We start from the raw sequence: 22,278 nt of genomic DNA on the forward strand, positions 1-22,278 counted from the left end.
CCGCCCGAACCCCACGCAACCCCGGGTCAGGGCCATACCAGGCAATACGCCTGATGCCCCGCGTCGTGCAGGCGGTGGCTGAAGTCCTGCCACTCGTGCAGCAGCCGGTAGACGTTGAACGCGTCGCGCGGGCCGCCGCGGTCGGGGACCGTCGACCAGATGAAGGCCGCGGCACCCACCGATTCCTCGCCGACGCCGCGCAGCGGGTCGATGACCGTCATCGGGAGCCTGACCACCGCGTAGTCGGGGTGCAGGACGACCAGTTCCAGCGGGGGGACCCGGTGCAGGGGTATGCCCTGGATGCCGGTGAGGACCATCGCCGCCACCGTCTCCGGCTTGATCTTGGTGAACATGCCGCCCATGCCCAGCTCATCGCCGCCGAGCTCCTCGGGGCGCATGGAGATGGGCACCCGCGCCGCGGTCGCTCCATCCGGGGCGCCGAAGTATTTGTAGGTCACCCCCACCCGGCCACCACCCCTGCTCCCGGCTCCGCCGTCCTGCGCACCACCGGGCGGCACATTCCGGCGACGGTCCCCCTCGCGCCGGTGCCGACCCCGTCGGGCGGGCTCGGGCCCCAGGCCGTCGGTCCCTCCGCCCACTCCGCCACCGCGATGCATATCTCATCCACCCGACTACTACTTAGGAGACACGGACTCCGCCGCGCAACCCGATCATCGTGTCAGTGACCTCCCCCGCGGGCGTGCGGTGAAACACCTGTCCCGCAAGACCGTGTGTGCCTCTGACACCATGGCTTGTGTGAGCTTCCCCCATCACGCCCCAGTTTCGCAGACGCGAGGGGGCTGAGACCTTCCCCCACACGAGGAGAACACGTTCCCCGCTCACCGCGGCCGATATTTCCGGCGCGGCTCTCCGACCTCCGAATCGCAGATCAGGACCAAAGTGGCGTATTCATACCAAGCCCCCGTTTCGCAGACGCTCTTCGACCGCGCGTCCCTCGTGACGCCCGGTGGCGTGAACTCTCCTGTGCGGGCCTTCCGGGCCGTGGGCGGTACGCCCCGCTTCATGGTGTCCGGTGCCGGTCCGTACCTCACCGATGCCGACGGCCGCGAGTACGTCGACCTCGTGTGCTCATGGGGACCGATGATTCTCGGCCATTCGCACCCCGAGGTGATCGCCACAGTGCAGGAGGCCGTCGCACGCGGCACCTCGTTCGGGACGCCCGGTGAGGGCGAGGTCGCGCTCGCCGAGGAGATCGTGGCCCGGGTCGAGCCCGTGGAGCAGGTGCGGCTGGTGTCGTCCGGCACCGAGGCGACCATGTCCGCCATCCGCCTCGCCCGAGGCTTCACCGGCCGGGCCAAGGTGGTGAAGTTCGCCGGCTGCTACCACGGCCACGTCGACGCGCTGCTCGCCGCCGCCGGTTCCGGGGTCGCGACCTTCAGCCTCCCGGACACCCCGGGGGTCACCGGCGCGCAGGCCGGGGACACGATCGTGCTGCCGTACAACGACCTGGACGCCGTGCGGGCCGCGTTCGCCGCGCACCCCGGTGAGATCGCCTGCGTGATCACCGAGGCGTCGCCGGGCAACATGGGCGTCGTGCCGCCGCTGGACGGCTTCAACGCCGGCCTCAAGGAGATCTGCGCGACCGACGGCGCCCTCTACATCTCCGACGAGGTCATGACCGGGTTCCGCACCTCGAAGGCGGGCTGGTTCGGCATCGACGGGGTGCGCCCCGACCTGATGACCTTCGGCAAGGTGATGGGCGGCGGCTTCCCCGCCGCGGCCTTCGGCGGCCGGGCGGACGTGATGGCCCACCTCGCCCCGGCCGGCCCCGTTTACCAGGCGGGCACCCTTTCCGGCAATCCGATCGCCACCGCCGCCGGCCTCGCCCAGTTGCGGCTGCTCGACGACGCGGCGTACGCGAAGGTGGACGCGGTCTCCGCGGAGATCCGCGGCCTGGTCGGCGAGGCGCTCACCAAGGAGGGCGTGGCGCACACCGTGCAGTCCGCGAGCAACATGTTCTCCGTCTTCTTCACCGACCGGCCGGTGCGGAACTACGAGGACGCCAAGCAGCAGGAAGCCTTCCGCTTCACCGCCTTCTTCCACTCGCTGCTGTCGCAGGGCGTCTACCTGCCGCCGTCCGCCTTCGAGTCGTGGTTCGTCTCCACCGCCCATGACGCGCGGGCCGTCGAGCGCATCGCCGCCGCGCTGCCCGCCGCCGCCCGCGCGGCTTCGGAGGCCACCGCATGAGCGAGAACACGAGCCGTGAGAGCGGCAAGGACATCACCATCGTCCACCTGGTGCGACACGGCGAGGTGCACAACCCGGAGGGTGTGCTCTACGGGCGCCGTCCCGGCTACCACCTCTCCGAGCTGGGCCGGAAGATGGCCGACCGGGTCGCCGAGCACCTGAAGGGCCGCGACATCACCCATGTCGTCGCCTCCCCGTTGGAGCGCGCCCAGGAGACGGCCGAGCCGATCGCCGCGTCGCACGGTCTGGAGATCGCCACCGACGGGCGGCTGATCGAGGCCGCCAACGTCTTCGAGGGCAAGACCTTCGGCGTCGGCGACGGGGCGCTGCGCAAGCCGGACAACTGGAAGCACCTGACGAATCCGTTCCGGCCGTCCTGGGGCGAGCCGTACATCGAGCAGGTCGTGCGGATGGTGCGCGCCCTGGACGCGGCCCGGGACGCGGCGCGCGGCCACGAGGCGGTGTGTGTCAGCCACCAGCTGCCGATCTGGATCGTGCGGAGCTTCGTGGAGCGGCGGCGGCTGTGGCACGACCCGCGCAAGCGCCAGTGCACGCTCGCGTCGCTGACGAGCTTCACCTATCAGGGCGACAAGATCGTGTCGGTCGGGTACAGCGAGCCGGCGCGGGACCTGGTGCCGCCGCATCTGCGGGCCGGGGCGAAGCCGGTGAAGGGGAAGTCGAAGGCGTTCGGCGCCTGAGCGGACCGGAGCGCCGGGACGCCCGGGCGGCGGAGTGCCGGGGCGCCGGGGTATCGGGGCGCGGATGGCGTGGACGGGGCGGGTGCGGGACCGGTGGGTCCGGTACCCGCCCCGTCCCGTATGTGCGTCCTGTTCCGTACACGGGCGCCCCGTCCCGCTCCATGCGCGCCCTGTCCCGTACGTGCGCCCGTCGCGGGCGCGTGTTCCCGCGTCGGCACAGATGCTCCTCGTCGCCCCGTACGTGCGCCAGACGGAACATGTCAGACACAGCATCAGATTGTGTGTTCGATCACCTTTGAGGTCTGGTCTTGCGAAGAACTTTGTGCTAAATCGAGGAACCCTCGTGTTGTTTCCGCCATCTAAGCCTTCGCTAGTTTGTATGGACTTGAGGCAAAACGACCGCAGATGGGGAACGCATGCGCGAGATCAGCCGAAGGAGCTTGCTCGGAGTCGGGTTGGGGGCCGCGGCCGCGATCGGCGTGGCGGGATGCAGTTCCACCGGCACGGACCGGTCGCGGGGGGACGGCGCGGCGCACGAGAAGGGCGCCGACGGTCGTGCCCCGGGGACCGGACCCGCGAAGAAGGACGTCCGACTGATCGGGGACGGTTCCACCGCGGACACGGGAAAACAGCCGGGCCAGCCCCAGGCGCCGGTCCCGCTCGAACCCGGCCAGACGCCGCCGCAGTTCGTGATCTTCTCCTGGGACGGGGCGGGCGAGGTCGGCAACGGGCTCTTCCCGCGTTTTCTGGAACTCGCCAAGAACCATGACGCGGCGATGACCTTCTTCCTCTCCGGTCTCTATCTGCTGCCCGAGTCGAAGAAGTCCAAGTACCGTCCGCCCAACAATCCGGTCGGCGCCTCCGACATCGGTTATCTCACCGATGACCACATCAAGGAGACACTGAAGTACGTCCGGCAGGCGTGGTTCGACGGGCATGAGATCGGCACCCATTTCAACGGGCACTTCTGTGCCGGTTCCGGATCGGTGGAGAACTGGAGTCCGTCCCAGTGGCAGAACGAAATCGACCAGGCGATCTCCTTCGTCACGGAATGGCGCACCAACTCCGGCTGGACCGATCTTGATCCGCTGCCCTTCGACTACCACAAGGAACTGGTCGGCGGGCGCACCCCCTGTCTGCTCGGTCAGGACAACCTGCTGCCCACGGCCAAGAAGCTGGGCTGGCGCTATGACGCCAGTTCCCCCGGTGGCAGGCAGGTCTGGCCGGGGAAGCGGCAGGGCGTATGGGACCTTCCGCTCCAGGCCATGCCCTTCCCGGGGCACAGGTTCGAGGTCCTCTCGATGGACTACAACATCCTCGCCAACCAGTCGCACAATTCGACCAAGGGAATGCCGTCCCGTTATCCCGGATGGCGGGAGCAGGCCACCCGGTCGTATCTCTCCGGATTCGACCGCGCGTACACGACGAATCGCGCTCCGTTCTTCATCGGAAACCACTTCGAGGAGTGGAACGGCGGCATCTACATGGACGCGGTCGAGGAAACGATCAAGAAGATCGCCGGTAAGCCGGATGTGCGGCTCGTCTCCTTCAGGCAGTTCGTCGACTGGCTCGACGTGCAGACCCCGGCCGTGCTCGACAAGCTGCGTACACTGGACGTCGGTCAGGCGCCCGAAGGCGGCTGGAAGGCCTTCTTTAAACAATCCTGACAAGGGGCGTTACGGGCATCGAGGGGGGTGCCCGAGATCGCGGAAACCGTCATGCGAAACTTTTCACATGAGCTATGGCCGGGCATCTCGACGCCGCTTCACCCTGCTCGCCGCACCTGCGGCGGCCGTCGCCCTCGCGCTCACGCTGACCGCGTGCGGCGATAACGACAACAAGGCCGGCGGTGGTGGCAACACCAATTTCGTCACGGGCAGTGGCGGGATCTCCACCGTGGCCAAGGCCGACCGCAAGCCCGCCCCGAAGATCGACGGGGAGACCCTCGACGGCGAGCAGCTCGACGTGGCCGATTTCAAGGGCAAGATCGTCGTGCTCAACATCTGGGGTTCCTGGTGCGGTCCCTGCCGCCTGGAGGCCCAGTACTTCTCGCGGGTGGCGAAGGAGACGAAGGACAAGGGCGTCGAGTTCGTCGGGATCAACACGCGGGACGCGCGGAAGGATCCCGCGGTGAAGTTCGAGAAGGACTACGGCGTCCCGTACCCGAGCATCTACGACCCGATCGGCAAGCTGATGCTCCGCTTCCCCAAGGGCACGCTGCGCCCGCAGGCCATCCCGTCCACCGTGGTGCTGGACCGGGAGGGGAAGATCGCCGCCCGCTCGCTGACCGCGCTCGACGCCGAGAACCTGCACAAGATGATCGACCCGCTGATCGCGGAGAAGTGACTCCGTGCTCACCCTCGCCGCGCTTCAGGGGCAGAACGAGGCCGTGACGAGTGGGGCGCTGATCGTCGCCCTGCCCATCGCGGTGCTCGCCGGGCTCGTCTCGTTCTTCTCGCCGTGCGTCCTGCCCCTGGTTCCCGGCTACCTCTCGTACGTCACCGGCGTCAGCGGCACCGACCTGGCGCAGGCCAGGCGGGGCCGCATGGTGGCGGGCGCCTCGCTGTTCGTGCTCGGTTTCACCGCCGTGTTCGTCTCCGGCGGAGCGCTCTTCGGCTTCTTCGGCCAGACCCTCCAGGAGCACAGCGAGGTCCTGTCCAAGGTCCTCGGCGTGCTGATGATCCTGATGGGCGTCTTCTTCATGGGCCTGATGCCCTGGATGACCCAGCGCGAGTTCCGTATCCACAAACGGCCGGTGAGCGGACTGGCCGGGGCGCCCCTGCTGGGCGCCCTGTTCGGGATCGGCTGGACGCCCTGTCTCGGCCCGACGCTCAGCTCGGTGAGCCTTCTCGCGATGGAGCAGGGCACCGCCGGACGCGGGGCGGTCCTGACCATCGCGTACTGCCTGGGGCTGGGCGTGCCCTTCGTGCTCGCCGCGGTCGCCTTCCGCAAGGCGCTCGGCGCGTTCGGCTGGGTCAAGCGCCACTACGCATGGGTCATGCGAATCGGCGGCGCGATGATGATCGTGACCGGTCTGCTCCTGCTGACCGGTGTGTGGAGCAGCCTGATGCAGGTGATGCAGGGCTGGTCCGACGGCTTCACGGTGGGGATCTGAGGTTCCATGAGCGACACCAAGACCAACACGACCGGCGAACACGAGGAGGGGCGCGACGAGAGCGCCCATGAACTCGGCGCGGCCGGATCCCGGCTCTCCACCGCCCCCCGTGAGGAGACCTCGGCGGGCCTGCCCGCCATGGGGGTCATCGGCTGGGCCCGCTGGTTCTGGCGCCAGCTCACCTCGATGCGGGTCGCGCTGATCCTGCTCTTCCTGCTGTCGCTCGGCGCCATCCCCGGCTCGCTGATCCCGCAGAACAGCGTGGACGAGATGAAGGTGCAGACCTTCAAGGAGGCGCACACCACCCTCACGCCGATCTACGAGAAGCTCCAGTTCTTCGACGTCTACAGCTCGGTGTGGTTCTCCGCGATCTACATCCTGCTGTTCGTCTCGCTCATCGGCTGCATCGTGCCGCGCACCGGCCAGTTCATCGGCCAGCTGCGCAGCCGCCCGCCGGGCGCCCCCAGTCGCCTGACCCGGCTGCCCGCGTACACCACCTGGGGCACCGAGGCCGAGCCCGAGCAGGTCCGTGAGGCCGCGCTCGCCACGCTGCGCGGGCGCCGCTTCCGCGCCCACACGGTGGGGGACGCGGTCGCCGCCGAGAAGGGGTACCTGCGCGAGGCCGGAAACCTGGTCTTCCACGTCTCGCTGATCGTGATGCTGGTGGCGTTCGCCTACGGCCAGCTCTTCAAGTCCGAGGGCGCCAAGCTGATCATCGAGGGCGACGGCTTCTCCAACACGCTGACCCAGTACGACGACTTCAAGTCCGGTTCGCTGTTCGACTACGACGGGCTCACCCCGTTCAGCTTCAAGCTCGACGACTTCATCGGCACGTACGAGCGCAGCGGCCCCCAGACCGGTACGGCACGGACCTTCGAGGCCCATGTGACGTACGAGAAGGGTGCGTACGGCAAGCCGCAGAAGACCGTCATCAAGGTCAACGAGCCCCTCGTCGTCGACGGCACCAAGGTCTACCTGAACGCGCACGGCTATGCGCCCGTGGTCTCCGTCAAGGACGCCTCCGGCAAGGAGATCTACCGGAACGCCGTGCCGCTGCTGCCCATCGACAACAACGTCACCTCGACCGGTGCGATCAAGGTGCTGGACGGCTACCGGGACAAGAGCGGCAAGAAGACCCAGCTGGGCTTCCAGGCGTTCTTCGTGCCGACCTTCGCCGGCGACGGCAAGGGCACGATGTTTTCCCAGTTCCCGGCCGCGGACATGCCCGTGCTCGCGCTCAACGCCTACCACGGCTACCTCGGGCCCGACTCCGGGCTGGCGCAGAACGTGTACCAGCTCGACAAGACGAAGATGAAGGCGTTCAAGGACGGCGACGGCGAAGCGCTCAAGCAGCGCCTCGCGGTCGGCGACACGATGAAGCTCCCCGACGGCGCCGCCTCGATCACGTTCGTCGGTGTCGAGGAGTGGGCCAGCTTCCAGATCACCGAGCAGCCCGCCAGCGGCTGGGCGCTCGGTGGTTCGGCCGCCGCGATCGCCGGCCTCGCCGCCTCGCTGTTCGTCCAGCGACGGCGGGTCTGGGTGCGGGCCGTGCGCGGCGCCGACGGCGTCACCGTCGTCGAGATGGCGGGCCTCGGCCGCAGCGAGTCCGCCAGGCTCCCCGAGGAGCTGGGCGATCTCGCCCTCACACTGCATGAGCTGGCGCCCACCGCCCCTGACCCGGAACCCGCCGGTTCCGACTCCGTGCCCGCCGGTTCCGACTCCGTGCCCACCGGTTCCGGCGGCGCCACGTCCGGCCCGGAAACGGACGAGCGGCCCTGCGGTACGGCCTCCGGCGCACATAAGGGCTCCGAGCCCGCTGCGGGAGTGGGCTCCGGCTCCGATCCAGGCCGCGACCCAGGCTCCGACACCGTCGACCCATCCTCCGAAGAACCTGCCGAAGGGGCTGAGAAGTGAATCTCGCCGCCGCAACCAACGAGAATCTGGCGCACACCAGCAATGTGCTGATCTATTCGGCGATGGCCGTCTACACCCTGGCCTTCTTCGCGCACATCGCGGAATGGGTGTTCGGCAGCCGCAGCAAGGTCGGCCGCACCGCCGCCGCCCTGACCGGGGCGGGGACGGGGGCCGAGGGCGCCGCCGCCGTGCGGGTGCAGGCCGCTCAGCAGGGCGGCGGCACCGCCGTACTCGACCGCCCGAAGATCGTCACGCGCGCCGCGGCGGGCTCCCGGGACGTCCCGGACGGCCCCGGAGCGGCCGGCGGCACCTTCAAGGGAGATCTGTACGGACGCATCGCGATCTCCCTGACCACGGTCGCCTTCCTCGTCCAGGCGGGCGGCGTCGTCGCCCGCGCGCTGTCCGTGCAGCGCGCCCCCTGGGGCAACATGTACGAGTTCTCCATCACCTTCTCCACGGTGGCGGTCGGCACGTACCTGGTGCTCCTGGCGCTGAAGAAGAACGTCCGCTGGATGGGGCTGCTCCTGGTCACCACCGTCCTGCTGGACCTCGGCGTCGCGACGACGTGGCTCTACACCGACAGTGACCAGCTCGTGCCCGCGCTGCACTCCTACTGGCTGTGGATCCACGTCTCCACCGCCATCTTCTGCGGCGCCGTCTTCTACCTCGGCGCGGTCGCCACCCTGCTCTACCTCTTCCGCGACAGCTACGAGGCCAAGCTGGCGGCCGGCGGGAAGCCGGGGGCCTTCGCCCGGTCCGTGCTCTCCCGGCTGCCCGCCGCCGGTTCGCTCGACAAGTTCTCGTACCGCATCAACGCCGCGGTCTTCCCGCTGTGGACGTTCACGATCATCGCGGGCGCCATCTGGGCCGGTGACGCGTGGGGCCGCTACTGGGGCTGGGACCCCAAGGAGGTCTGGTCCTTCATCACCTGGGTCGCCTACGCCTGCTACCTGCACGCCCGTGCCACCGCGGGCTGGAAGGGCCGCAAGGCCGCCTACCTGGCACTCGTCGCCTTCGCCTGCTGGCTCTTCAACTACTACGGCGTGAACATCTTCGTCAACGGCATGCACTCCTACGCGGGCGTCTGACGACCACGTCGGCGACAGCAGCGGCGACGGCGACGGTGACCCACACCCGTCGCCGTCGCCGTTTCCCGTCGCCGCGCCGCCCACGGGTGCGGATCGCCCCCATGCGGGCCACGCTGGAGGCATGACCGATGCCACCCCCGTCATCGAGCACGGCACCAGTGAGACCCACGGCGACCTGCACGTCCTGCACTTCCTGGTGCGGCTGCCCCACCCCGTCCCCAAGGTGTGGACGGCCGTCGCCAGCGCGGCGGGGCTGCCCGGCTGGCTGGCCGCCGCCGACCCGTTCGAACCACGCGTCGGCGGCGCCGTCACGCTGCGCTGGCTGAACACCGGCCGGGACGGGGAAGCCACGGTCGCCTCGGGCACCGTCACCGCCTGGGACGTCGAGCGGGTCGCCGAATACAGCCTCGAAGGACCGCACGGCCGCATCCGCTTCCACCTGGAACCCCCGCGCGGCGACCACGTGCTGCTGCGCTTCACCAACGAGATCCGGGGCGACGACGCCCTGCGACTGGACTGCCTGGCCGGCTGGCACGACCACTTCGGCTATCTCCTGGACGCCCTCGACGGCTACCCCGCCGACTGGTCGAAGTGGACGCCGGTGCGGTGGGCGGGGCTGCGCGAGGAGTACGAGGCCGCCGGGGAGTGACCGGGCCGCGCGAACGCCGGGGCGTGGCGTGACGCGGGCGCGGCGGCTCGGGCGCCGGGGCGTGAGGCGGGCGCACGGGCCGGCCCGGTGGCGCGGCCGTGCGGTGCGGGGCGGGTGGGGTGTACGGGGCCGGCCCGGCGGTGGCCGGCCAGGGCTCACGGCCCGGAGGCCGGGGGCAGGCAGTTCGGCCCCGGCGGCGTCCGCTCCGGCCAGGCGATCGCCACGAACCGCTGACGGGCGTCCCGCGGCGCCAGCTCCACCACCGGTACCGCCTTGTTGTACGGGTTCCCGTGGTTGTCCAGGCAGATCCAGCCACTGGCCCCGGACACCCGCAGCGAACCCTTCACCCTCGGCCACTGCTCTCCCACGTCCGCGGGCTCGGGCAGCAGCCTGCCCTCCGGGGTCGCCTGCCGGATGCCGTGCACCGCCAGCGACAGGGCGTCGTACGCGATGATGATCTGGCCGTCCGCCAGGTCCCGGTGACCGGTCGGCCCGATCGGGCCCACGGGCTTCCGCCCCACCGTGGCCAGCAGGTCCAGGAAGTTCCGGTAGTCCGCCGGGGAGCCGCCCGTGACCGCCTCGTCCTTCCCCTTACGCTCGGCTGCCGCCCAGGCGTCCGGATGCGCCAGCGAGGCATAGCGGACCGTCACCCCGCGGCGCAGCGCGCCCCGGTCGAGCTTCTTGTCACGGCCGAGGTAGGAGCCCTCGTCGCCGGTCAGGATCGTGAACGGGCGGGGCTGGCAGCCCCGGGAGCCGAGCGCGTTGATGAACTGCCGCAGCTGGATGTGGCGTCCGGCGAAGAACACCGTGTCCGCGTCCGTGTCGCAGATCAGATGCGTGATCTGCCGGAACGTGTTGGCCGTGGTGCCCTCGTCGTTCGGGTCGCTGCGCGAGGTGAACAACTGAGGCTCGTACCGGGTGCCCTTCACGAGCGCGGCGAACGCCGCCCGCAGCGTGTCCGTGTAGTGGTCCCCGGTGCGGGTGTCCTGGACGAGCAGTGCCTTGTCCGCCTTCACCTGCCCGAAGTGCGCCAGCGCCCGCGCCTCGTCCTGGTTGGTCGGCGATACCCGTGCCAGCCCCGGGAAGCGGTCCCCGCCCGGCCCGTTGGCGATGTCGTCGGCGGTGATCGTGGTGCCGACGACCGCGAGGCGTGCGGCGGTCAGCTCCTTGACCGCCTCCTTGACCTGGGTGCTGCTGGTCGCCACCCCCGACACCGCCCGCAGGTGGTCCGGCGCGCCGGTCATCGTCTTCAGCCGTTCCACCGTGGGCCGCCACAGCAGGTTGTTGTTCCCCGTGTTGGCGAGGACCAGCCGGATCCCGGGCACCTGGCCGTTCGACAGGTGGTTGGCCCGGTACTGCGCGGCGAACGCCCCCTGCAGCTCGTGCTGCATCTTCGTCTGCATCGCCTCGTTCGTCGACGTCAGCGGCAGCAGCAGCGCGACCGTCGCGTACGTGCCGGGCTTCAGCGTGGCGTTCTCACGGGCGATGGCCTCGGCGACCTCGGTCAGCTTCGGCCGCCCGAAGTCGTAGCCGTTGCCGGAGACCCCCACGCACTCGTCGCTTCCCGGTGGACGCTCGACCCCCGGCGCGCAGGAGCGGTTCTCGGGGGCGGTGAGCCGGCCGATGCCGTACCAGCCGGACGTGACGACCAGGGCACCCGCCACCACCGAGGTGACGACCCTCTGCCGTGTCGTGTACCAGAGGCGGTACCGCAGTGGATTACGCATCCGAGCCCCCCTCCCCGCGCCGTGAGCCGCTGCCGCCCGTGCCCGGCGCCCCCGGTGCTCCCGATGCCCCCGGCGGCATGGACAACGGCCGCCAGGCCCTGAGGTCCTTCGGCCAGTGGGTCGCCGCGTCCCACAGCAGGCTGTTGCCCGACGGGTGACCGCCGGACAACTGTCGCAGTTCGTGCGCCATCTTCTCGATCACCTCGTCGTCCGGAAGGACCAGCGGATCGGACAGCAGCCACACCGCGTGCAGCAGCCTGCGCAGCCGCAACTGGAGCTCCACCGCCCGCTCGCCCAGCCCCGCGAGCCCCGTCTCCGTGTCCGGCAGTGAGCCGGCCGCCTCCCGGCCGAGGGCGACCGCCTGCCGCGGATCGGGCTCGGACCGGCCGGGCGTACGCGGATACGGCGCCGAGGCGATGAACCGCAGCGCGTCGAGCCAGTCCGTCACATCCGCGTCCGCGAACCGTTCCCGCAGATGCGTCACACAGTCCCTCGTCCTGCCCAGCACCAGCTCCTGGTGCAGCCGGTGCCGGACGCTCGGCAGCCGCCCCTCGGGCGCGTACGCGCTGCGCAGCGTCTCGTGCACCGCACGCCACACCGCGTAGTCCGGGTGGTCGTCGTCGCGGAAGCGCAGCCGGTGCAGCAGCAGTGCCCGCAGCAGCGGGTCGGCGACGAAGAACTCGGGGCCGACCGGCCAGTCCTGCGCCCGCAGCGCGTCGCGCGTCCGCAGCACCACATCGCCCTCCAACGACCGGTCGCGCAGCCGCGCCCTCGCCAGCAGCCGCGCCGATTCCTCGCCGTGCGCGGCGGCCAGGACGCACAGCACGTCCGGCCGCTGCCCCGGCACCAGCCGCGCCAGCAGTGCGTCCGCCACCCGCACCGGGGGCCGGTCCTCGCGAAGCTCCACCGCGTGGTCCAGCAGCACCCCCGGCACCAGGTCCGCCCCCGGTGCCGCCGCCGTACCCGGCCGCGCCGCATCCCGGGTCAGCGCCTCGCCGGTCGCCTGCGCCAGCAGCGCCACGCCCAGCGGGCGCCCGCCCGTCAGCCGGTGCACCCCGCGCGCCAGGCCGGCCGGGGCGCGGCTCGCCGGATCGTGCCGGTCGAACGCCGCCTGCACGTCGGCCGGGGCCAGCGCCGTCAGTTCCACGGCCAGGATCCCCGACGTCACCTCGGAGCCGCGCGTCCAGCGCGAAGCGTGCGCCACCTCGGGCAGCCGCCTGCGCGTCGCATGGCTCAGCCCCTCGTGGTCAAGGGTCCGGGAGGAGGCGAACACGGCGATCCGGTCCCGTACCCCGGCTGCCCGCCGCCGCAGCAGCGGCTCGACCAGTCGACGGCCCAGCGCGGTGTGCGCGTTGTCCAGCAGCAGCACCGGGCGCCCCCGCCGGGCACCCCACGACAGGCCCCGGTACGCCCGCACCAGGTCCGCGACGAGCGCCAGCACCAGATGGTCCTCGGCCCGGCGGCGCAGATCACCGCCGCGTTCGAAGTCGACCGCCAACTGCCGCAGCCCGATCCGGCCGTTGCCGCCCGCGTGCGGATAGCTCCCGTACCAGTTCGCGGTATGCCGCTGGAGCCGCCCGAACGACTCCTTCAGCACCGTCTCGACCGTGGCCTCCGCCACCATCCCGGCCAGCGGGGCCATCGAGTCGAAGGCGCTGGCGGCCAGCTTCGTCAGCACGTTGGTCACCCAGCCGGTCGCCGCTTCGCCCCGGGTGCCGACGGTCGCCAGCACCGGGCCGAGCGCCTGGAGATCCCGCTGCGCCCGCGTCTCGTCCTCCCGGGTCCAGGAGATCGAGGCGACCGCCACCAGGCCCAGGCTCAGCCGGGGGAACGGCACCGGTCGCGCGGCCCGCACCCGAGGCGTCAACTGGGCGGCGAGCTCCGGCAGCACACCGGTGACCGGGGTCCAGCCCGGCCCCGGGTCCGCGGGCGGCACGATCGCCTCGCAGTCGACCAGGGCGACCGGGGTGACCTCCCGGTACAGCCTGCGCAACTGCTTCAGCACGGCCGTCTTGCCCATGCCGCGCCCGCCGGTGAGCACGACGACCGGTGGATCGTCGTGGTGTTCGTAGGCGACCCGGGCGGAGCCGTACGGGGCGAGACCGGTCAGGCGCGCGGCGAGCCCGTCGGCGCCGAAGATCGCCTCGCGTCCATACAGCTCTCTGTCCACAGCACCCCCAGCGCCGTTGCCCACTCCGATCTGTCACACCGTCAACACCAGGGTATAGGCAGGGTGTTGGGGTGAGGAGAGGATTTACGAACGATCAGGGAGCCCGGCGCGCGAAACGGCGACGGCCACCGCGTGCCGGGTGGCAGGCGGTGGCCGTCATGGTCGGTGGGCACCGTGCAGGGCGGCAGGCGGTGGCCGTCGCGGGTTCGGGGGTGCGGGGCCCGGACGGGGCGGCGCACGGCCCGGCGGTCAGGACGCGGGCGGCGTCGACTCCTCCGGCCCCGAGCCGCGCTCGCGGCGCTTCAGCTCCTCCTCGCGGCGGCGCAGATCCGCCTCCCAGTCCTTGAGGACCGTCTCGTCCTTCTTGTTCTCCTCGTGCAGCGACTTCAGGAAGTCCGGATTGTCGTCCGGCGCCACCCATCGCGTGCGGTGGTTGCGGTGCCATTCGGACGGTGTACGGCCCGCGGCGGGCACCGTGCGCATCTTGCCCGCGGCCAGCCACACGATCGGGCCGACGATCCAGAACAGCAGGATGATGAAGACCCAGGCGATCTTCGGCAGATGCTTGGCCTCGTCCTCGGGGGTGTTCAGGCAGTCGATGAACGCGTAGATCGTCAGAGCCAGAGGCAGGAGATACATCAAGGCCCGGATCATGATGGAAGGTCCCCCTGAGGAGAGTTGGCGGGGCTTGTCCGCCCCGGTGTGGGCCCAGGGTAACCGGTATCACCGACACCCTGACGTGGAGTCGAGCTTCCGTGACCCAGCGCCACGCCGTCCGCTGCCCGGCCCCTTCCGGAAGAGGGCGCGGCCCGCGCTGTCCGGCCGGGTCCACGCGAACCGGAATCCCGCCGTCGGGGGCGGGCGCCCTTGTGGCGGAAGCCGCCCCTCCGCCCGCCGGGGCCGGGCCACCCCCGGTGATCGGCGGCGGTGATGACAAACTGGACGGCATGGCTTACGACGATCTTCGTTCCCTGCTCCGGGCGCTGGAGCGCGAGGGCGACCTCAAGCGCATCAAGGCCGAGGTCGACCCCTACCTGGAGGTCGGTGAGATCGTCGACCGGGTGAACAAGGCGGGTGGCCCCGCCCTGCTCTTCGAGAACGTCAAGGGGTCCTCGATGCCCCTGGCCATGAACGTCTTCGGGACGGACCGGCGGCTGCTGAAGGCACTCGGGCTGAAGTCGTACGCGGACATCGGCGACAAGATCGGCGGGCTGCTCAAGCCGGAGCTGCCGCACGGCTTCGTCGGGGTGCGCGAGGCGTTCGGGAAGCTCGGCTCGATGGTGCATGTGCCGCCGAAGAAGGTGAAGCCGGAGAGCGCCCCGGTCCAGGAAGTCGTGCTGACCGGCGACGACGTGGATCTGGACAGTCTGCCCGCGCTCTTCACCTGGCCCGAGGACGGCGGGTCGTTCTTCAACCTGGGGCTCACCCACACCAAGCACCCGGAGACCGGCGTGCGGAACCTGGGCCTCTACCGGCTCCAGCGCCACGACCGGCGCACCATCGGGATGCACTGGCAGATCCACAAGGACAGCCGCAACCACTACCAGGTCGCCGCCCGGCGCGGGGAGCGGCTGCCGGTCGCGATCGCGTTCGGGGCCCCGCCCGCGGTGACGTACGCCTCCACCGCCCCGCTGCCGGGGGACATCGACGAGTACCTGTTCGCCGGGTTCATCCAGGGCAAGCGGATCGAGATGGTCGACTGCAAGACCGTGCCGCTCCAGGTCCCGGCGCAGGCGGAGGTCGTCCTGGAGGGCTGGCTGGAGCCCGGGAAGATGCTGCCCGAGGGGCCGTTCGGCGACCACACCGGCTTCTACACCCCGCAGGAGCCGTTCCCCGCGCTGACCATCGACTGCGTGACCATGCGCAGGCGCCCGCTGCTCCAGTCGATCGTGGTGGGCCGGCCGCCGACCGAGGACGGGCCGCTGGGGCGGGCCACCGAGCGGTTCTTCCTGCCGCTCCTCAAGATCATCGTGCCGGACATCGTGGACTACCACCTGCCGGAGGCGGGCGGTTTCCACAACTGCGCGATCGTCTCGATCGACAAGAAGTACCCGAAGCACGCCCAGAAGGTGATGAGCGCCATCTGGGGGGCGCACATGATGTCGCTGACCAAGCTGATCGTGGTCGTGGACTCCGACTGCGACGTCCACGATCTGCACGAGGTGGCGTGGCGGGCGCTCGGCAACACGGACTACGCACGCGATCTGACGGTCACCGAGGGGCCGGTCGACCATCTCGACCACGCCTCCTACCAGCAGTTCTGGGGTGGCAAGGCGGGCATCGACGCGACCCGGAAGTGGCCCGAGGAGGGCTACACGCGGGACGGGGGCTGGCCGGAGATGGTCGAGTCGGACCCCGAGACGGCGGCGAAGGTCGACCGCCGGTGGAAGGAATACGGACTGTGAGCGCCGCCGACGCAGCACTGGGCTCGGAGCCCGTACGGCCGAACAACGGCAAGGTCAAGGCGTTCCTGCGGCTGGTGATGATCGAGCACTCGGTCTTCGCGCTGCCCTTCGCGTACATCGCCGCGCTGACCGCGATGTTCCGGGCCGACAAGTCGGTCCACTGGGGCGAGCTGCTGCTCGTCACCGTCGCGATGGTGGGGCTGCGGACCTTCGCCATGGCCTGCAACCGGATCATCGACCGGGAGATCGACGCCCGCAACCCGCGCACCGCGAGCCGGGAACTGGTCACCGGCGCGGTGTCCGTGCGGTCGGCGTGGACGGGGGCGCTCGTCGCCGTCGTCGTCTTCCTCGGTGCCGCCGCCCTGCTGAACCCGCTCTGTCTGGCGCTGGCGCCGGTCGCCGTCGTGCCCATGGTGGTGTACCCGTACGGCAAGCGGTTCACCACCTACCCGCACGCCATCCTCGGCATCGCACAGGCCATGGGGCCGATCGGCGCCTGGCTGGCGGTGACCGGAAGCTGGTCGTGGGAGGCGGTGATCCTCGGTCTCGCGGTCGGGATCTGGATCGGCGGCTTCGACCTGATCTTCGCCTGCCAGGACGTGCAGGCGGACCGGGCGCACGGGGTGCGGTCGGTGCCGGCCCGGTTCGGGATCCCGGCCGCGCTGTGGGGGGCTCGGGTCTCGCATGTGGTGACGACCGGGATGCTGGTCTGGTTCGGACTGGCCACCGGGGCGGGGGTGCTGTACTGGATCGGCATGGCGATCGTCGCCGTCGCCTTCGTGTACGAGCACCGGGTGGTGCGACCGCACGACCTGTCCCGGCTGAACCGGGCGTTCTTCTCCGTCAACGGCTTCATCGGGATAGCGCTGTTCGTATGCGCCCTGCTGGATCTGGTGGTGCGCGGCCTGACCGTGTAGTGCGGCCTGACCGTGCAGGAGGGGCGCGGCCCACCGCCACGGTCCGGCCGTCCCGCGCCGTGTTCGCCCGCGCCGTGTTCTCCCGTGATGAGGGAGAACACGGCGCGTCTTGGTCTTGCCCGGGTGCGCACCGGTGCGGGCAGGGGCGGGCCGTGGCCGGGCCGTCGCCCCGGTCTCGCGGGTGCGCACCGGTCAGTACGGGAACGGGGCGGTCCTCGGGCCGGTGTCCCGGCCGCCACGGACCGGGCGGCGGCGGAAGACGAACGCCGCCACGACGCCCGCGAGCAGTCCGAACAGATGGCCCTGCCAGCTGACCGAGGTGTCGGTCGGGAGTATCCCCAGCAGGATCGACGAGCCCCAGGTCGCTCCGATCAACAGGCCGACACCGATGTCGAGCGGTCTGCGGTCGACGAATCCGCGGGCCAGCAGATAGCCGAAGAGGCCGAAGACGAGGCCGGAGGCGCCCGCGGTGTTGGAGTGGGCGGGTGCGACCAGCCAGACACCGAGGCCGTCCACCACGATGATCAGCGCCGCGACGGCCGCGAAGCGGCGGATGCCGCCCAGCGCGGCCAGGAAACCGAAGACCAGCAGCGGCACGCTGTTGGACGCGACGTGGCCGAACCCGAAGTGGATGAAGGACGCGGGGACGATGTCCAGCAGTTCGCCGGGGCGGCGCGGCTCGATCCCGAACGTGTCCAGTGCGTTGCCCGTGGCCATGTCGACGGCTTCGAGCACCCAGAGGAACGCCACCCAGCCCAGCATCAGCTTGGCCGCGGTCTTCGCGCGGTCGGCCGGGCCCCATGCCTTCCCCGTCCGGTCCGGGGCGGCGTGGTGATCGGGCCATGGGGTCATCGTGGCCTCCTGGGGCCGGTCTCGCCGCTGATTCAATCCGTCTTTCAACCGTCTTCCACCGGTCAGAACGTCCGGCGCCCCTTACTCGGTTCCGCCGTCATGCGGCCGGATAGGCTCAGGTGTGTGGAATCCGGGAAATCAGTGAGTCAGCAGCGGCGTCAGCCTTGGATCGTAGGGGTGTCCGGCGCTTCCGGCACCCCTTTCGCCGCCGCCGTGCTGCGCGGCCTGCTGGCCGCGGGGGAGAGCGTGGATCTGGTGGTGAGCCGGGCGTCGCGGCTGACCCTGCTGGACGAGACCGGGATCGCGTTCCGTGACGCGTACTGGCGAGCGGACCTGCGGACCTGGCTGGCGCGGGGCGCGGACGGCAAGCCGCACACCTTCGACGTGGGCGAGGCGGACCTTGAGAAGGTACGGCACTGGGCGGCCGGTGATCTCGGTGCGGGGCCGTCCTCGGGGTCGTACCCGGCGAAGGGGATGCTCATCGTGCCGGCCTCGACGGCGTGCGTGGCCGGGGTGGCGCTCGGGCTGTCGAAGGACCTGCTCCAGCGGGCCGCGAGTGTGACGCTCAAGGAACGGCGGAAGCTGGTCGTCGCCGTGCGGGAGACCCCGTTGAACGGGCAGACGCTGAAGCATCTGGTGAGCCTGGACGAGGCGGGCGCCGTGGTGCTGCCCGCCTCTCCGGGCTTCTACGCGGGGGCGACGCACATCCAGGACCTGGTGGACTTCGTCGCGGGGCGGGTGCTGGACGCGGCGGGGGTGCCGCACGGCCTGTACCGCCGGTGGGAGGGGGAACTCGGTGGTGGCTTCCGCGGCGGGTCGGACTGAGCCCGCGGAAACCCGTGGTCAGCGCTTCTTGCGGGCGCGGGAGAAGCGGGCGCGGTCGATGCGGCGCGCGGCGGCGGGGTGGTGGGCACGCGAGCGGTTGGCCAGGTCCTGAAGCTCGCGCATACGGGCGTAGGCCATCTCGATCGAGTACACGGTGTTCTCACTCCTGAAGATTCGAAAGCGTTTTTTGGACGTTCGAGAAGTTTTGCAGGCGGTTGAGCCTGCATGCCTTAGATTCTACACATAAACTCGCGATACTGCTGAACAATGGAAGGTTTCAGTTACATGGACGCGGTGGACAGGCAGCTCATCCAGGCACTCAGGGAGAACGGCAGGGCCTCGTACGCCGAGCTGGGGCGGCTGGTGGGTCTCTCCGGGCCCAGCGTCACCGACCGCATCAACCGGCTGGAGTCCGCCGGGGTCATCACCGGATACCGCGCCACCGTCGACGCCGCGGCCCTGGGGCTCGGGGTCACGGCCCTGATCGGCATCTCGCTCTCCGACGCGGCCGACCACGAGGACGTGGCACGCCGGCTGAAGGACCTCGAGGAGATCGAGGACGCGTGGTTCATCGCGGGCGACGACTCGTACATGCTCAAGGTGCGGGTCGGTGACGTGGACGGGCTGGAGCGGACCATCCGGCGGCTCAGCGGCACCAAGGGCGTCTCGCGCACCCGGACCACGATCGTCCTCTCCACCAAGTGGGAGAACCGGGTCGGGGGACTCCCCGAAGAGTTGTAGGCGTAACGTGGTGGAACCCCCGGCACCGGGGGTTCCACCCGGTATCGCCGGGAACGGCACGTCGACAACTGGGAGGAAGCCGCATGGACGTCGGGCTCAAGCGCGAACTGGAGCAGAAGGTCCGCGCGGGGGAGCGGCTGACCCGTGAGGACGGCATCGCCCTCTACGCGTCGGACGACCTGGCCTGGCTCGGCGGTCTCGCCCACGAGGTGCGCACCCGCAAGAACGGCGACGTGGTCCACTTCAACGTCAACCGCCACCTCAACATGACCAATGTGTGCACGGCCTCGTGCGCCTACTGCTCGTTCCAGCGCAAGCCGGGCGAGAAGGACGCGTACACCATGCGCATCGAGGAGGCGGTCCGGCTCGCGAAGGCGATGGAGGGCGAGAACCTCACCGAGCTGCACATCGTCAACGGGCTCCACCCCACCCTGCCGTGGCGCTACTACCCGCGCTCGCTCGGCGCGCTGAAGGAGGCGCTGCCGCAGGTCTCCCTCAAGGCGTTCACCGCCACCGAGATCCACCACTTCGAGACCATCTCGGGCCTCTCCGCCTCCGAGATCCTCGACGAGCTGATCGAGGCCGGTCTGGAGTCGCTGACCGGCGGCGGCGCGGAGATCTTCGACTGGGAGGTCCGCCAGCACATCGTGGACCACGACACCCACTGGGAGGACTGGTCGCGCATCCACCGCCTGGCGCACGAGAAGGGGCTCAAGACCCCGGCGACCATGCTGTACGGGCACATCGAGGAGCCCCGGCACCGGGTCGACCACGTGCTGCGGCTGCGTGAGCTCCAGGACGAGACGGGCGGCTTCCAGGTCTTCATCCCGCTGCGCTACCAGCACGACTTCGTGGACATGAAGGACGGCAAGATCCGCAACCGCCTCCAGGCGCGCACGACGATGGCGACCGGTGCCGAGGCGCTGAAGACCTTCGCGGTCTCGCGGCTCCTGTTCGACAACGTTCCGCACGTCAAGGTCTTCTGGGTGATGCACGGCGTGCAGACCGCCCAGCTCGCGCTCCAGCACGGCGCGGACGACATGGACGGTTCGGTCGTCGAATACAAGATCACGCATGACGCGGACAACTACGGCACCCCGAACAAGCTCAGCCGCGAGGACCTGCTCGAACTGATCCGTGACGCGGGCTTCCGGCCCGTCGAGCGCAACACCCGCTACGAGATCATCCGCGAGTACCCGGGCCCGGACTCCGAGCGGCGCGAGTCGCCGCAGCCGATGCGCGTCTGACGCCGGTCCTCCCGGAGGCGTCCGGCCCCGCCGCGGTCGCGCGGACGTCCCGTTCCCGTCATGGTCACCGAAGGAGCCCCGGCCATCGGCCGGGGCTCCTTCGTGTGCCGGAAGGGGTTTGAGGCGCGGGACATGTAATGACTAGTCTGCATCTATGGCGCTTACCTTCGAGTTGGATCCCCCGGTCGACCGCGCTCTGCGCGACGGCATCACCGAACTGTGGGCCGACGTCTCCAACGCGGGCGGCGCGGTGGGTTTCATACCCCCCGTCACCGCCGCCGACGTCCGCCCGGAGCTGGTCAGGCACCTCGCCGCCATGGTGGAGGGGCGGACCCGGCTGCTGGTCGGCCGCGACGAGGACGGTGCCGTGGCCGCCACGGCCTTTCTGACCCTCAACACGCACCGGCTGATGGAGCACTGGCTCTGGCTCTACACGGTGATGGTCCACCCGCGTCACCAGGGCAAGGGGTACGGGCGCGACCTGATGGAGGCCGCGGCCGACGCCACCCGCGGGATGGCCGGAATCGAGGCCATCCGGCTCACCTGCCGCGGCGGCACCGGCCTCGACCGGTTCTACGCCTCGTGCGGATACAAGGAGGTCGGGCGGGTGCCGGACGCGATCCGGGTCGCGGACGGGGATGACCGCGACGACATCATCATGCTGCTGCCGCTGGGGTGACGGGCGTGGACGCGCGCCCACGTCGGCCGTCCGCGCATACGCTTCCGGCCGCGCCGCCCCGGCCCTCCCGACGCCCTCTCCCGGTCGCGCCGGCCTTTTCGGCGCGGCCCTCCGAAGTGCTCGATTCCAGGGCATGCTTCACTGGTCGGACGGGACCACAGGACCGTCGTACGTTGAGAAAGGGGCCAATTGTGTCCGCTGCCAGGCCGAGCGCGACCATTCGGTACACCGCGATGCGCCTCAGCATCTTCGTCGGCTGCTTCGTCGTCGCAGCCGTGGCCGTCCACTTCGGCCTGGTTCCCTCCGGGGCGCGCGATTCCAACTTCATGTGGGTGATCCTCCTCTCCCTGATCCTGTCCGCGCCGCTCAGCTACGTGCTGCTGCGCAAGCAGCGCGACGAGATGTCCGCCCAGATCGCGCCCAGGATCGAGCGGGCCAAGCAGCGCCTTGAGGAGAACCGCTCCCGCGAGGACCACGCCTCCTCCTGAGCGCCGCGGCGCGGCGCACCGCGCCGCCATGCGGTCGCCGGTGACGCGGCCGGTGGCGGGGTGCGCGGAATCGGCGTGAGCCCGTGCGGGCGGGCCGCGTAACGTTCCTCACACTTCTGCCTCGCACCCCCCGCACTTCTCGGGCCCCGCACAGGCCCGAACCCTCGCACGGGACCCTTTTCATGGAACCCCGGTGCCGGAACCACCGCGTCCGGCACCGGGGTTCCGTCGTCGCCGTGCGCGCCCGCCGTCCCGCCGTCCGCGTGCGCGCCCGCCGTCCGCGTGCGCGCCGGGCCGCCGGGCCCGCGCGCGTACCCAAAGAAGACCTTTGAGGTTCTCAAAGTTCAAGTGTTAACGTGTTTTGTATGAAGACAGCGGTGCGCCCCTACGAAGCCGCGAGCGTTCCGCTCGTGGCGCGCCTGCATGTCGATCTCTGCCGCTGCATGTCCGCGGTCTGTCCGGCCCCGTGCCCGGACGCGGCCTGTCGCCGCCGTCTCTGAACAGCGCTCGAACCGGCACCATGCGGCGGCGCCGCCCCGACGCGGGCGCCGCACC

The 22,278-nt window shown here is 70.5% G+C and carries 21 protein-coding genes; 15 read left to right on the forward strand and 6 right to left on the reverse strand.

The features are described 5' to 3' along the window. Positions 1 to 26: 26 nt before the first annotated feature. Positions 27 to 617 carry a hypothetical protein gene (locus tag ACIHCL_RS28685; protein WP_399866311.1) on the reverse strand — a complete coding sequence of 197 codons (591 nt, stop codon included), beginning with the start codon at positions 615 to 617 and terminating at the stop codon, positions 27 to 29. Positions 618 to 900: 283 nt separating this feature from the next. On the opposite strand from ACIHCL_RS28685, the gene hemL reads away from it, so the two are divergent. The 8 genes from hemL (at position 901) to ACIHCL_RS28725 (ending at position 9,672) form a co-directional block, all read left to right on the forward strand. Beyond that, a complete protein-coding gene (hemL, locus tag ACIHCL_RS28690) occupies positions 901 to 2,208 on the forward strand; it encodes a glutamate-1-semialdehyde 2,1-aminomutase (RefSeq protein WP_399866313.1) in 1,308 nt (435 codons plus the stop codon). Next, positions 2,205 to 2,906, forward strand: coding sequence for a histidine phosphatase family protein (locus tag ACIHCL_RS28695; RefSeq protein WP_399866316.1), 702 nt, complete (start codon positions 2,205 to 2,207; stop codon positions 2,904 to 2,906). The genes hemL and ACIHCL_RS28695 overlap by 4 nt, the downstream gene beginning before the upstream one ends. Positions 2,907 to 3,322: 416 nt before the next feature. Continuing rightward, a complete protein-coding gene (locus ACIHCL_RS28700; RefSeq protein ID WP_399866319.1) occupies positions 3,323 to 4,573 on the forward strand; it encodes a hypothetical protein in 1,251 nt (416 codons plus the stop codon). A 67-nt stretch (positions 4,574 to 4,640) separates the two neighbouring features. Continuing rightward, positions 4,641 to 5,252: a TlpA family protein disulfide reductase gene (locus ACIHCL_RS28705; RefSeq protein WP_399866321.1), complete on the forward strand. Its 612-nt coding sequence runs from the start codon at positions 4,641 to 4,643 to the stop codon at positions 5,250 to 5,252. 4 nt (positions 5,253 to 5,256) lie between these two features. Continuing rightward, on the forward strand, positions 5,257 to 6,021 hold the full coding sequence (locus ACIHCL_RS28710; protein ID WP_399866323.1) for a cytochrome c biogenesis CcdA family protein: 765 nt from the start codon (positions 5,257 to 5,259) through the stop codon (positions 6,019 to 6,021). Between the two features lie 6 nt (positions 6,022 to 6,027). Continuing rightward, positions 6,028 to 7,935 (forward strand): cytochrome c biogenesis protein ResB, encoded by a 1,908-nt coding sequence (locus ACIHCL_RS28715; RefSeq protein ID WP_399866325.1) that lies wholly within the window; start codon positions 6,028 to 6,030, stop codon positions 7,933 to 7,935. Next, complete coding sequence (ccsB, locus tag ACIHCL_RS28720) at positions 7,932 to 9,023, forward strand: c-type cytochrome biogenesis protein CcsB (RefSeq protein WP_399866327.1); 1,092 nt, start codon at positions 7,932 to 7,934, stop codon at positions 9,021 to 9,023. The genes ACIHCL_RS28715 and ccsB overlap by 4 nt, the downstream gene beginning before the upstream one ends. Before the next feature lie 121 nt (positions 9,024 to 9,144). Then, positions 9,145 to 9,672 (forward strand): hypothetical protein, encoded by a 528-nt coding sequence (locus ACIHCL_RS28725; RefSeq protein ID WP_399866328.1) that lies wholly within the window; start codon positions 9,145 to 9,147, stop codon positions 9,670 to 9,672. Positions 9,673 to 9,827: 155 nt separating this feature from the next. Here the strand turns inward: ACIHCL_RS28725 and ACIHCL_RS28730 are convergent, their stop codons facing one another. The 3 genes from ACIHCL_RS28730 to ACIHCL_RS28740 form a co-directional block, all read right to left on the reverse strand. After that, positions 9,828 to 11,399, reverse strand: a complete 1,572-nt coding sequence (locus ACIHCL_RS28730) for an ABC transporter substrate-binding protein (protein WP_399866330.1) — start codon at positions 11,397 to 11,399, stop codon at positions 9,828 to 9,830. Continuing rightward, on the reverse strand, positions 11,392 to 13,569 hold the full coding sequence (locus tag ACIHCL_RS28735; RefSeq protein ID WP_399866332.1) for a hypothetical protein: 2,178 nt from the start codon (positions 13,567 to 13,569) through the stop codon (positions 11,392 to 11,394). The genes ACIHCL_RS28730 and ACIHCL_RS28735 overlap by 8 nt, the downstream gene beginning before the upstream one ends. Positions 13,570 to 13,818: 249 nt before the next feature. Continuing rightward, positions 13,819 to 14,223, reverse strand: a complete 405-nt coding sequence (locus ACIHCL_RS28740) for a PLD nuclease N-terminal domain-containing protein (RefSeq protein ID WP_399866334.1) — start codon at positions 14,221 to 14,223, stop codon at positions 13,819 to 13,821. A gap of 293 nt (positions 14,224 to 14,516) precedes the next feature. Between ACIHCL_RS28740 and ACIHCL_RS28745 the strand changes: the two genes are divergently transcribed. Together ACIHCL_RS28745 and mqnP are read left to right on the forward strand one after the other, a co-directional pair. Then, the gene (locus ACIHCL_RS28745) at positions 14,517 to 15,974 is read left to right on the forward strand and encodes a menaquinone biosynthesis decarboxylase (protein ID WP_399866337.1); all 1,458 of its coding nucleotides are present in this window, start codon (positions 14,517 to 14,519) and stop codon (positions 15,972 to 15,974) included. Continuing rightward, a complete protein-coding gene (mqnP, locus tag ACIHCL_RS28750) occupies positions 15,971 to 16,891 on the forward strand; it encodes a menaquinone biosynthesis prenyltransferase MqnP (protein WP_399866339.1) in 921 nt (306 codons plus the stop codon). Before ACIHCL_RS28745 ends, mqnP begins: the two co-directional genes overlap by 4 nt. 192 nt (positions 16,892 to 17,083) lie before the next feature. Here the strand turns inward: mqnP and ACIHCL_RS28755 are convergent, their stop codons facing one another. Continuing rightward, positions 17,084 to 17,743, reverse strand: a complete 660-nt coding sequence (locus ACIHCL_RS28755; protein ID WP_399866342.1) for a rhomboid family intramembrane serine protease — start codon at positions 17,741 to 17,743, stop codon at positions 17,084 to 17,086. Positions 17,744 to 17,842: 99 nt separating this feature from the next. On the opposite strand from ACIHCL_RS28755, the gene ACIHCL_RS28760 reads away from it, so the two are divergent. Beyond that, the gene (locus tag ACIHCL_RS28760) at positions 17,843 to 18,568 is read left to right on the forward strand and encodes a UbiX family flavin prenyltransferase (RefSeq protein ID WP_399866344.1); all 726 of its coding nucleotides are present in this window, start codon (positions 17,843 to 17,845) and stop codon (positions 18,566 to 18,568) included. An 18-nt stretch (positions 18,569 to 18,586) separates the two neighbouring features. On the opposite strand, the gene ACIHCL_RS28765 is transcribed toward ACIHCL_RS28760, so the two are convergent. Next, a complete protein-coding gene (locus ACIHCL_RS28765) occupies positions 18,587 to 18,721 on the reverse strand; it encodes a hypothetical protein (RefSeq protein ID WP_399866347.1) in 135 nt (44 codons plus the stop codon). A 132-nt stretch (positions 18,722 to 18,853) separates the two neighbouring features. Here ACIHCL_RS28765 and ACIHCL_RS28770 point away from each other — a divergent pair, with 132 nt between their 5' ends. From ACIHCL_RS28770 to ACIHCL_RS28785, 4 genes are all read left to right on the forward strand, one after another. Beyond that, the gene (locus ACIHCL_RS28770; protein ID WP_399866445.1) at positions 18,854 to 19,309 is read left to right on the forward strand and encodes an Lrp/AsnC family transcriptional regulator; all 456 of its coding nucleotides are present in this window, start codon (positions 18,854 to 18,856) and stop codon (positions 19,307 to 19,309) included. 83 nt (positions 19,310 to 19,392) lie between these two features. Beyond that, entirely contained in the window at positions 19,393 to 20,556 is a 1,164-nt protein-coding gene (gene mqnE, locus ACIHCL_RS28775; protein ID WP_399866349.1) for an aminofutalosine synthase MqnE, read from the forward strand. 154 nt (positions 20,557 to 20,710) lie between these two features. Continuing rightward, positions 20,711 to 21,235, forward strand: a complete 525-nt coding sequence (locus ACIHCL_RS28780) for a GNAT family N-acetyltransferase (RefSeq protein WP_399866351.1) — start codon at positions 20,711 to 20,713, stop codon at positions 21,233 to 21,235. A gap of 191 nt (positions 21,236 to 21,426) precedes the next feature. Continuing rightward, positions 21,427 to 21,723 carry a DUF4229 domain-containing protein gene (locus ACIHCL_RS28785; protein WP_399866353.1) on the forward strand — a complete coding sequence of 99 codons (297 nt, stop codon included), beginning with the start codon at positions 21,427 to 21,429 and terminating at the stop codon, positions 21,721 to 21,723. Positions 21,724 to 22,278: the final 555 nt, after the last annotated feature.

The organism is Streptomyces sp. NPDC052042 (genome assembly GCF_044548345.1).
Lineage (GTDB): Bacteria > Actinomycetota > Actinomycetes > Streptomycetales > Streptomycetaceae > Streptomyces.

What these genes read in the sequence shown, in the direction of transcription:
- ACIHCL_RS28685 (WP_399866311.1), bottom strand. Translation starts at nt 617, where the DNA reads ATGCATCGCGGTGGCGGAGTGGGCGGAGGGACCGACGGCCTGGGGCCC.
- ACIHCL_RS28695 (WP_399866316.1), top strand. Translation starts at nt 2,205, where the DNA reads ATGAGCGAGAACACGAGCCGTGAGAGCGGCAAGGACATCACCATCGTC.
- ACIHCL_RS28700 (WP_399866319.1), top strand. Translation starts at nt 3,323, where the DNA reads ATGCGCGAGATCAGCCGAAGGAGCTTGCTCGGAGTCGGGTTGGGGGCC.
- ACIHCL_RS28705 (WP_399866321.1), top strand. Translation starts at nt 4,641, where the DNA reads ATGAGCTATGGCCGGGCATCTCGACGCCGCTTCACCCTGCTCGCCGCA.
- ACIHCL_RS28715 (WP_399866325.1), top strand. Translation starts at nt 6,028, where the DNA reads ATGAGCGACACCAAGACCAACACGACCGGCGAACACGAGGAGGGGCGC.
- ACIHCL_RS28725 (WP_399866328.1), top strand. Translation starts at nt 9,145, where the DNA reads ATGACCGATGCCACCCCCGTCATCGAGCACGGCACCAGTGAGACCCAC.
- ACIHCL_RS28730 (WP_399866330.1), bottom strand. Translation starts at nt 11,399, where the DNA reads ATGCGTAATCCACTGCGGTACCGCCTCTGGTACACGACACGGCAGAGG.
- ACIHCL_RS28740 (WP_399866334.1), bottom strand. Translation starts at nt 14,223, where the DNA reads ATGATCCGGGCCTTGATGTATCTCCTGCCTCTGGCTCTGACGATCTAC.
- ACIHCL_RS28745 (WP_399866337.1), top strand. Translation starts at nt 14,517, where the DNA reads ATGGCTTACGACGATCTTCGTTCCCTGCTCCGGGCGCTGGAGCGCGAG.
- ACIHCL_RS28755 (WP_399866342.1), bottom strand. Translation starts at nt 17,743, where the DNA reads ATGACCCCATGGCCCGATCACCACGCCGCCCCGGACCGGACGGGGAAG.
- ACIHCL_RS28760 (WP_399866344.1), top strand. Translation starts at nt 17,843, where the DNA reads ATGCGGCCGGATAGGCTCAGGTGTGTGGAATCCGGGAAATCAGTGAGT.
- ACIHCL_RS28770 (WP_399866445.1), top strand. Translation starts at nt 18,854, where the DNA reads ATGGACGCGGTGGACAGGCAGCTCATCCAGGCACTCAGGGAGAACGGC.
- mqnE (WP_399866349.1), top strand. Translation starts at nt 19,393, where the DNA reads ATGGACGTCGGGCTCAAGCGCGAACTGGAGCAGAAGGTCCGCGCGGGG.
- ACIHCL_RS28780 (WP_399866351.1), top strand. Translation starts at nt 20,711, where the DNA reads ATGGCGCTTACCTTCGAGTTGGATCCCCCGGTCGACCGCGCTCTGCGC.